8 protein-coding genes are annotated in these 8,958 nt (G+C 53.2%); 2 read left to right on the top strand and 6 right to left on the bottom strand.

The annotated features are described in order from the left end of the window. Nucleotides 1-162: 162 nt before the first annotated feature. The 6 genes from MOY_RS06585 to MOY_RS06560 form a co-directional block, all read right to left on the bottom strand. A complete protein-coding gene (locus MOY_RS06585) occupies nt 163-525 on the bottom strand; it encodes a hypothetical protein (protein ID WP_009097862.1) in 363 nt (120 codons plus the stop codon). A 500-nt stretch (nt 526-1,025) separates the two neighbouring features. Continuing rightward, entirely contained in the window at nt 1,026-1,370 is a 345-nt protein-coding gene (locus tag MOY_RS17520) for an enoyl-CoA hydratase-related protein (protein ID WP_035540282.1), read from the bottom strand. 39 nt (nt 1,371-1,409) lie between these two features. Next, on the bottom strand, nt 1,410-3,350 hold the full coding sequence (locus MOY_RS06575) for a TRAP transporter permease (RefSeq protein ID WP_009097858.1): 1,941 nt from the start codon (nt 3,348-3,350) through the stop codon (nt 1,410-1,412). Between the two features lie 57 nt (nt 3,351-3,407). Then, nucleotides 3,408-4,538: a TAXI family TRAP transporter solute-binding subunit gene (locus tag MOY_RS06570; RefSeq protein ID WP_009097857.1), complete on the bottom strand. Its 1,131-nt coding sequence runs from the start codon at nt 4,536-4,538 to the stop codon at nt 3,408-3,410. A 72-nt stretch (nt 4,539-4,610) separates the two neighbouring features. Next, nucleotides 4,611-5,807: a CaiB/BaiF CoA transferase family protein gene (locus MOY_RS06565; protein ID WP_009097856.1), complete on the bottom strand. Its 1,197-nt coding sequence runs from the start codon at nt 5,805-5,807 to the stop codon at nt 4,611-4,613. Then, a complete protein-coding gene (locus MOY_RS06560; protein ID WP_009097855.1) occupies nt 5,804-7,576 on the bottom strand; it encodes an acyl-CoA dehydrogenase family protein in 1,773 nt (590 codons plus the stop codon). Before MOY_RS06560 ends, MOY_RS06565 begins: the two co-directional genes overlap by 4 nt. A gap of 154 nt (nt 7,577-7,730) precedes the next feature. Between MOY_RS06560 and MOY_RS06555 the strand changes: the two genes are divergently transcribed. Then, on the top strand, nt 7,731-8,618 hold the full coding sequence (locus tag MOY_RS06555) for a LysR family transcriptional regulator (RefSeq protein WP_009097854.1): 888 nt from the start codon (nt 7,731-7,733) through the stop codon (nt 8,616-8,618). A gap of 241 nt (nt 8,619-8,859) precedes the next feature. Beyond that, the coding region (locus MOY_RS06550) for an IS3 family transposase (RefSeq protein ID WP_009097852.1) at nt 8,860-8,958 on the top strand (99 nt) is incomplete at its 3' end.

Below are 8,958 nucleotides of genomic sequence, written 5' to 3'. Positions count from 1 at the left end.
GTTTATGAAAGAGCTAAACGTCGGCATCCACAGCGTTGGTCGGGGAGCACCCGAAACTGGGAGGTACCCGGTTCGGTAGCGCTCAACCCTGGCAAGCTTCAGGAAGTCGAGCGTAATAAACAGGCTGCTTAGAGGCAGCCATTTGGACAACTAGGTTGAAAATCACCGATATGTTTGTTTCGTTTTTGTAGCGTCTCCTGCATGAGGAAATGCAGGATACTGACGGTTGATCAAGGGATCTTGACGAATGGCTTTCGCCAGATCATCTAGCGAGGCAAGGGTGGGATTTTGCCGCCATCGAGCCAGAATGTCTTTTGATTCAGGATGGTGAAATTCATTAACCAGGTTGCCAATCGCGACGATCTGGTGATCCAATCCAAGCGTCCAAAAAGCCAGTTCCAGAGCATCACTGAGATCATGATGGGCAGCCCATTGGCATATATCGCGATAGGGGTGACCAAAGCGCGCTATTTGATTATCTGTGCTTTTATCATCGTTTTTGACTGCTGACGTGTACGCTACCATCGCTACCTATTCTTTCTTATGTAGAAAGTTACTATATATCTAACAAATATATAGATAATAGTGATAGCTACCAATATCTATTGATACCAAGCACAAGAAGTCAGAAGTCAGAAGTCAGAAGTCAGGAATAGTCTGTTAAAGCTTTCTAATAAGATGCTGTATCCAAAGATCGAGTTTTGCCGCTTGGGTGCTGCACGAACTCAGTGAGAAAACCATGGCTGCCATTTTAAAGCCTACCAAGGATGCGTGCTTCTCAGCAAGAGACAGATGTACCAACGCATTGAGCTGTGGCGCTGGCAAGTTTCGCGTTACCCGGTTGCCTGCTCGTTTCTGATAACCCATAGTGCGGCCTGCAAGTCTGCTTCAAGCATGTCAGTGGTGTCACTTAATCTATCGAAGATGCCGCTGGCAAGGTTTTTTGCGTATCAAGAAAGCACCCTTGAGTCATCATATCCAGTGCAGCCTCAACCTCTGCCAGCCGTGGTAGCCGCTGTGTACCATCAGCACCGGGTAAGGCCCAGCTTGACTTCAGCCAGCCCTACGCGCAACACGCAGAGGCACCCTAAGGCAACTTCCAACCCACCGCCTAACGCTGTGCCATGCATCACCGCAATAACCGATTTTATACAGCTCTCGATGCGTAAAATCACATCGGGTAATAACGGAGCTCGGGTGGGTTTTCCAAACTCGTTAATATCTGCACCAGCAATAAAGGTACGTACCTTAGCCAACAGCACCAGTACCTTCGCCTGCAGATCAGCCTCTGCCTGCTCAAAAGCCGCCATTAAACCGCTGCGCACCGCATAGCTGAGAACATTAACAGACGGGATAGAGATGCAAAACAACCTCCACTCTGTCATAACGCTTATAGGTAACGCAGGCGGTCATAGTAGTCTCTCCGGTGATGAGGGTGCCGTATGATCAACATGCCTCGTGCGCTGCATAGCCCAACACGCGCTATAAATCCCTACCAGAGCGGTGAAGCCGACGATGTCTGTCGTCAGGCCAGGGTAGATCAGTAGCATTGCCGTTAACAGCAGGAATAGGCGCGCAACATAGCCAATGATCCCCACACGATAGAGATAACCTTCCATCGCGGCGGCCACCAGCCAGATGGCGACAAAGGCGGTGATGGACGACAAAACAATGCGCAGCGGGTCACCCTGCAAAATCAGCGCGGGGTTGAGAACAAACAGGAAAGGCAACACAAACAGAATACCCCCCAGGCGCACGGCATGCAGACTGGTTTTCGTATTGTTGGCACCGGCCACGCCCGCCGCGGTAATCGCTGCCAATGCCACCGGTGGCGTAATGTACGAAAGCATGCCCCAGTAGAGAATAAACAAATGGCTACCCAGCGGGTTAAGCCCTGCCGAAACCAGTGCTGGTGCCAGCAGAATGGAGAGGAAAATGTAGCACGCGCTAACCGTCATCCCCATACCAAGCACAAAACTAGTGATCGCACCGGCCGCCAACATTAGCGGAATACTACCGTCGGCATAAAGCAGCAGCTCACGCGAAAATGAGCCCGCCACGCCGGTATAGGAAAGACCGCCCACCACCAACCCGATGCCCGCCAACACTGCCACCAGATTGCCCACGCTTTTCGCGAGCTGAAAAAAGAAATCCAGCCCTTTTTGCACATTCATTCGTTGGTGGCGGCGCACCATTGAAATACCCAGTAAAACCAGCGTTGCGTAGTAGGGTGCGTAGCTTTCCAGGCGCATCACTAGCAGCATGTAAATTAGCAGCGCTAGGCTTAACAGGTAGGGCCAGCCAGCCTTCAGGGTTTGCCAAATTTTAGGAATCTCTTCGGCTGGCATGCCTTTTAGGCCGTTACGAGCGGCGTAGTTATCCACCTGCAGGATAAGCGCCATATAGAAAAGAATGGCTGGCAATAAGGCGGCGATCATCACCTCGGAATAACTGACGCCCAGAAAGGACGCCATAATGAACGCCACCGCCCCCATCACCGGTGGCATCAAGGTGCCCCCCGTGGAAGAGCAGGCTTCGACGGCAGCTGCATACTCTTTTGAATAGCCACTGCGTTTCATTGCCGGGATGGTAATCGCACCAGTGGTCAGAATATTGGATACCGCACTGCCCGACAAACTGCCCATAAACGCACTGGAAATCACGGCGACCTTGGCCGGCCCGCCGCGGCTTTTCCCCATCAGCGCGGTGGCGAAGTCCATAAAAAACTTACCACCACCGGTAATCGTCAGGGCGATGCCAAATACTACAAAGCCGATGATCAGGTTGGCAACCACCTGCATGGGCACACCGACAATGCTTTCCACGCCCATCACATGGGAGCGAATAGTTTCTCCCAGGGTAAAAGGGTTGCTCCATAGAAAACCCGGCATGCTCCCTGCATAAATAGGGTACAGGCCAAACACCAGAGCCACTGCAAAAATCGCCCAACCACCGCAGCGTCTCACCCCTTCCAGCACCAGCAATACCATGACACTGGCAATAGCCGTCGCCTCGGTGGGGGCAAAAAACTCCCAACCTTCCTGCATCATGCGCAGGCCGTTCAACCCCAAGTAAATGGAACATCCTAATGCAGTGACTGCCAGCCCCCAGTCGTACCAGGGTAGGCGTTGGCTATCAGCGGCCCGCGCCGGATAACACAGCAATGCTGACGCAAGGAAAATACCGATCAGGTAGTAAAGAAAGGCATTCCCCAGTGGAGTAAAGCCAAACAGGGCTAACGAGAACGTCTGGTTGATGGCCATAAGCAGCCCTGCCAACCCCAAAAGCATAACGATTCCGCGCGAAACCTTGTTGAGCCGTGATGTCGTGTTGTCGCTATTATTCGTCATGGCCGTTACCTATAGACACCATTGCAGCCGGGGCCAATGGCCCCGTGCCTCAAGCCATTAAAGTTCGTCAAGCGTGGCCTGACGGCGCTCTTCCCAGCGTGCTTTAAAGGCCTCGTCATCAAGGTCGCTAGCCTCTTCCAGGGTTTGCTCCCATGCGGCTTGCAAGGCTTCTAAACGAGCGATGCGCGCTTCGTTCCAGGCATTCATTTCATCGCTCCACAGGTTCTGCTCCTGCATATAGCGCACGGCACCCGCATGGAAGGGGATATCAATCGGCGGGACACCAGAGTCCTTGATCGACCAGCGATGAATGGCTGACGTCGCATCCTTATAGAGGTCGTAAGACTCATCCAACGACTTGATGTAGGCATAAACCTCGTCTTCATCTTTATCGGCCATAGCGACAATGATCGGGTAGCGGTAGGCCAGCATGTTAGCCGGGGCATCTTCAGATAAGCCTGCACCAATGGTCTCGGTGAACGGCTGGAAGACCGGCGCCACCTGATTCATGCGTGCCCAGGCTTCCTCGTCGTCGGCAGGAATATCCACCCAGCGCAGCCCGCGTGGTGACTCTTCCAGCTCATAGAGCTGGCTTGCCGTGGTCGTGGTGCACACGGCATCAGCTTGGCCCTGTACCAGCGAGCTCATGGCGGCACCGTGTGCCGGGAACATCACCTCTTCAACGTCATCACGTGTGAGCCCCGCAAAGGCCAGGATGGCATCGCACTTCACGCTCACTGAAGGGTTGCCCGCGGCATACGCAACACGCTTACCGCGCAAATCTTCCAGACTATGAATTTCTGCATCGGCAGCGGTGGGAATACCAAACGAGGAGGGTCGGCCAGCCACCGCACGCAGATCCTGAGGCCCCCAACGGCGCTCAGCAAAGTCGAAGGTTCCTTCAGATGCAAAAAATGACTCGGTCGCCAGGAAGGCATAATCCGCTCGCCCTGACACAAGCGGCTGCAACCGCCCTATGGCAGATCCAGCTGGCTGAATACGGATGCGCGTGTCGTAAGCACGACCAAAGGCATCGGCAATAGCAGATGCTTCAGAATGCCCCTGCGAGCCGACATCGTAGGCTGTCCAAGTCATGGTATTGGGCAGTTCCTGGGCAGTCGCCACACCTCCCAGAGAGAATGAAAAAGAAGCGGCAATAATGCTGGCGTTTAATAGATTACGTTTCATGATGGCGTCTCACTTGTTGTTGAAGTTGTTAGTGATGTTTTATTAGCCGACGAGGGTTGTCCTCGGCCTTGGTCAGGCGTTTTTATCAATCGGCGTAGTACCCTTTTCTTTCAGTTGAGTAATGCGTTCAGGCGTGACGCCCATCTCCTTGAGAATATCCTCCGTGTGTTGCGAAAAGGTGGGGGGTGGGCGCTCATAATGACAAGGCGTACGGCTTAACTTAATCGGCGAGCCGGTGCCTTTGTAAGCGCCAATTTCAACAATCATTTTTCGATGAGTTGTATGGGGGTGAGCGAGCACCTGGGAGGTTTCCAGCACTGGGCCACAGGGCACGCCGTTTTGAATAAGGCGTTCCGCTAGCATCAACCCATCCTGATGTTTCATGGCGCCTTCCAGCGCCTCACGTAACGCTTCACGATTGACCAGACGCGTACCATTATCGATAAAACGCGAATCCTGGATCAGCTCGGTGCAGCCCAGTTCGGCGCACAACTTGGCAAACTGACCGTTGTTACCCACGGTTAAGAAAAGTGGCTGCGTAGCGGTCTTATACACCTCGTAGGGAGCAATATTTGGATGCGCATTACCAGTGCGCTGTGGGGCTGGGCCGCCATAGAACACATTCGGAAAATGCGGGTGCATTAACGACAGTCCCGAGTCAAACAGTGCCGCTTCAACAAACTGACCTTGTCCACTACGCGTTCGCTCATGCAGTGCCAGGGTAATTCCAATCACCGCATTCAACCCCGTCACGATATCAACGATCGGTAAGCCCACTCGCAAGGGATCACCGCCTTGCTCACCATTAACGCTCATCAGCCCTGCCATGGCCTGAATCACTGCATCGTAACCGGGCAGGCCGCCCATCGGGCCATCCGCCCCAAAGCCACTGATCCGGCAATGAATCAACGCAGGAAAGCGTGCACTCAGGACGTCATACCCCAGCCCCCACTTTTCCAATGTGCCGGGCTTGAAGTTTTCAACCAGCACATCCGCGCCTTCAAGCAACTCCAGTAATAAGGCGCGACCTGCATCCTGGCGCAGATCAAGCGCCATACCACGCTTGCCACGATTCAGGCCATGAAAGTAGGAAGAGGCATCCCCTTGAAATGGCGGCCCCCAGCCGCGGGTTTCATCGCCTTGCGGAGGTTCTACCTTGATCACATCCGCCCCATGATCTGCCAGCACCTGGGTACAATACGGGCCGCCCAGTACTCGGCTTAGATCAAGAATACGGATACCACTCAAACAAGCAGCAGGAGTCCTCATGACGCCACCTCTGGCACTCGCTCAGCGTTAGGCTCGGGAAGGTTCAGCTTGGCTATCAGCTGCACTACACGGCCTGCCCCCATCGGCCGCTCTTCCAATAGCTCAGCACAGTGCTCTGCAGGCAGGTCATCAACGACAGTCGGATCCTGTGGTAGCAGCTTGTAGCGCAGCACCAGTGCTGCTAGAGCGGCGCGGCGATGGTTATCCGGTTGCTGCTGCGCTTCCCAGGCAAGAAAAACTGTCGAGGTGGCGTGATAAAGCGTACTAGCGATACGTCGCACTTCATGTTCGTTATCGGCGCTTCCCGCTACTTTCTCAGCTGCCAGAACAGCCTTATCCAACACTTGTTTGAGTAAACAGCACTCTCGTTCGGCCAGGGCGGAAACCTCGATCAGGCGATGCAGATAGCCACTCAAAATAGGTAAGGTGCCTTCACGACGAATCGCACGAAACACGTCTAACGCGACAATATTGCTGGTACCTTCCCAAATCGATCCTAAGTGGGCGTCGCGCACTACCCGGGCATCCGACCACTCTTCGATATAGCCACACCCGCCGCGCACTTCCATACCATCAGCGGTGACCTTTCGGGCATCCCGGGTCGTACGAAACTTGATCAATGGCGTCAAAATACGCAGCAGTTTTGCAGCTTCCTGATCGCCTTTATCTGCTCGCCTTAGGCACTCGGCCGTGTGGAATACCATGCTGCGCCCCTGCTCGGCGGTTAGCATCATCTTGAGCAATTGGCGCTGCATCAGCGGCAGCTCAATCAAATGACGACCAAATGCATGTCGATGACGAGCAATATACAGGCTTTCGTTCATTGCGCGGCGCATCAAGCCAGCAGAACGCACACCGTTGGAAAGGCGCGACATATTGATCATATCGGTCATGTGTTTAAAGCCTTTGCCCTCTTCGCCCACCACATAGGCTTCTGCGCCTTCCAGAACAATCTCGCCACTAGCCATAGAGCGGGTACCCATCTTGTCCTTAAGCCTCAGGATGCGGTAGCTGTTCAAACGGCCATCAGGCAACTGACGTGGCAGTAAAAATAGCGTCAACCCACGCGTACCATCCTGCCCACCTTCAGGTCGTGCCAGCACCATGGCTAAGTCGGCATCTGGGTTAGAGCAGAACCATTTGTCCCCATAGAGTCGCCAAACGCCGTTCTCGTAACGAGCCTCAGTGGTAATCGCACCAACGTCTGACCCAGCATCCTGCTCGGTCATAAACATGGCCCCTTGAAAATGCTGCGCTTTATCCTGGGCGGTCAGGTTATCGATAAACTGAGCAATTAACTCTTCAGAGCCAAACTTGCGTAACGTACGCGTCAGCGAGTCGCTCATACTCAGTGGGCAGCACAATCCAAACTCCGCCTGCACAAACAAGAACGTCAGGCCATATTTAACAGCCGGCGGCATCGGTTCCGGCCAGCCCAAAACGCCGCCGCGGTGCGACATCGCCGCCAGACCAAAATGCGAATAAGCGTAGTGTTCCAGCTGCTGGTAGGCAGGGTGTTTTTCGATATGCTGGGCATCAGCCCCGTTGCGGGTACGCAGATGAAGGGTCGGTGGGTTTTTATCTGCAGCCAGCGCCAGTGTTTCAAGCTCATCTCCCACCAGCTTGCCCATCTCATCGAAAAAAGGGGCGGTATGCTGGCGCAACTCAGGGGCTAGATAAACAGCTAACAGGCTGGATAACTCTGGGTCACTGGTAAAGGCATTGTGTCCGCGGTTATCGGGAATGTTGCGGTGAATAGCGTTCGACATACCGCTTCTCCTTGTTATAGTTTCGATAGCATCTTTCGCATACTAGTAACCATTAACACTGGTCATCCAATACCGTTTAAGGATCTATCGATACTATTTACTGTATCGTTGAAGTCATTTGACATAATTCTATGCATAACGATGGGAGCATCAGATGGCACTCACCTTTCGGCAATTGCGGTATTTTTTGTTGCTGGCCGAAGAGCTGCATTTCGGTAGGGCCACTGAAAAGCTGCATATCTCACAGCCACCGCTAAGCGCGAGCCTGCGCCAGCTCGAAGACGAGCTGGGCGTAACGTTGCTTCAGCGAAGTAGTAAGAGCGTTAAGTTAACGACTGCGGGCGAGGTATTTCAGCGGCAAGCAAGACGCCTGCTTGAGGAACTGGAAGAGTCGCGCATCATGATGCAGCGCATCGCAGAGGGGGCTTCGGGAATTTTGAGAATCGGCTTCACGCCTGCCATGCTATTCCGCGGTTTGCCGCTTGCGTTACAGAAGCTCAAATCGGCACACCCTGGCATTGAGGTAAAGTTGCTGGAACGTAGTTCATCCGATCAGGTTGAGGGAATAGAGTCTGGACAGCTCGATATCGGTTTTATTCATGCTATGCCACTTCCCGATACGCTAGAAAAGCTGACACTGGCCAGCGAGCCATTGCTTGGCTGCGTACCCAGCCATCATCCGCTAGCTCAACGACAGTCAATCTGCCTGAAAGACTTGTGCAGTGATTCATTTATCACGTTTCGCCGAGATCTTTCCCCTTACTACTACGACCGCATCATAGGCCTCTTCCACGTTGCCGATCTAACTCCAAATGTAACCCACGAAGTGTCACATTGGCTGACTGTGATCGCTTTGGTCGCCAATAGCATGGGAGTAGCACTGGTACCAAAGTCACTGATAGACACACAGTTTTCTAACGTCAGCTTTCTACCTTTAGCCGATGTTTCTATCACGCACGAGTCACACTGTATTTGGCTAAAAGACAATGAAGCAGAAAACCTTGAACTGCTGATTAGCATTGTTCAAGGTCTCCAACCATAAAGAAAGCAAGCGCCCAGCTGCCTTATTGAAATGTACTAACAAGGACAGCAACCACCTCATCACAGACTGATGTTGAGGTATGGTTACCTTGGTTGGCATTCGGTAATCGCCCGTGTGGCTCGCCTTATCAGCATCGCCCAGTCAGCTATATGTAACAAGTCATACCAAAAATCAGTGCTTGAATCGCCCCAGGTTTCGTAGACACCTCCAGGCCTTATACTAAAGGTATCTAGGAGGAACCATGAGCTATCCCCGCTACACTGAAGAATTCAAAATCGAAGCCGTCAAGCAGGTGGTAGAGCGCGGCCATCGCGTGGCCGAGGTCGCTGAGCGGCTAGGC

Source organism: Halomonas sp. GFAJ-1 (assembly GCF_000236625.2).
Lineage (GTDB): Bacteria > Pseudomonadota > Gammaproteobacteria > Pseudomonadales > Halomonadaceae > Vreelandella.
The sequence above is the reverse complement of the archived record's forward strand: the minus strand, read 5'-3'. Positions and strand labels throughout refer to the sequence as shown.

Excerpts from the sequence above, each read along its gene's own strand:
- MOY_RS06560 (WP_009097855.1), bottom strand. The coding sequence starts at position 7,576 with ATGTCGAACGCTATTCACCGCAACATTCCCGATAACCGCGGACACAAT.
- MOY_RS06565 (WP_009097856.1), bottom strand. The coding sequence starts at position 5,807 with ATGAGGACTCCTGCTGCTTGTTTGAGTGGTATCCGTATTCTTGATCTA.
- MOY_RS06585 (WP_009097862.1), bottom strand. The coding sequence starts at position 525 with ATGGTAGCGTACACGTCAGCAGTCAAAAACGATGATAAAAGCACAGAT.
- MOY_RS06570 (WP_009097857.1), bottom strand. The coding sequence starts at position 4,538 with ATGAAACGTAATCTATTAAACGCCAGCATTATTGCCGCTTCTTTTTCA.
- MOY_RS06575 (WP_009097858.1), bottom strand. The coding sequence starts at position 3,350 with ATGACGAATAATAGCGACAACACGACATCACGGCTCAACAAGGTTTCG.
- MOY_RS06555 (WP_009097854.1), top strand. The coding sequence starts at position 7,731 with ATGGCACTCACCTTTCGGCAATTGCGGTATTTTTTGTTGCTGGCCGAA.